The 255-nt window shown below is 78.4% G+C and carries 1 pseudogene; it reads right to left on the reverse strand.

The annotated features are described in order from the left end of the window. Positions 1–255: pseudogene (locus tag AN218_RS38045) on the reverse strand (thiamine pyrophosphate-binding protein); the annotation flags it as partial.

A 255-nucleotide genomic window follows, 5' to 3' on the forward strand; every position in this document is an offset into this window, starting at 1 on the left:
CGCCCGCGCGGGCGCCGACGGACGCTCGTCGGCCCCGGCGGCCTCCGCCAACGCCGCGCAGAACGTCGGCAGTCGGGCCACCACGGCGAGCCCGGCCGGTGCCCGGTACGCCTCGTCCGGGTCGTCCGTGACGAGCGCGAGCCGGGTGCCCGTACGCACCAACGGCCCCTCCTCGTACGGATACTGGCGGAAGACCGGCGCCCCCACGCTCAGCACCGCGTCGTACGCACCGAGCGCCTCGCGCAGCCGCCCCCG

Origin of the sequence: Streptomyces nanshensis (genome assembly GCF_001751255.1) — a bacterium.
Lineage (GTDB): Bacteria > Actinomycetota > Actinomycetes > Streptomycetales > Streptomycetaceae > Streptomyces > Streptomyces nanshensis_A.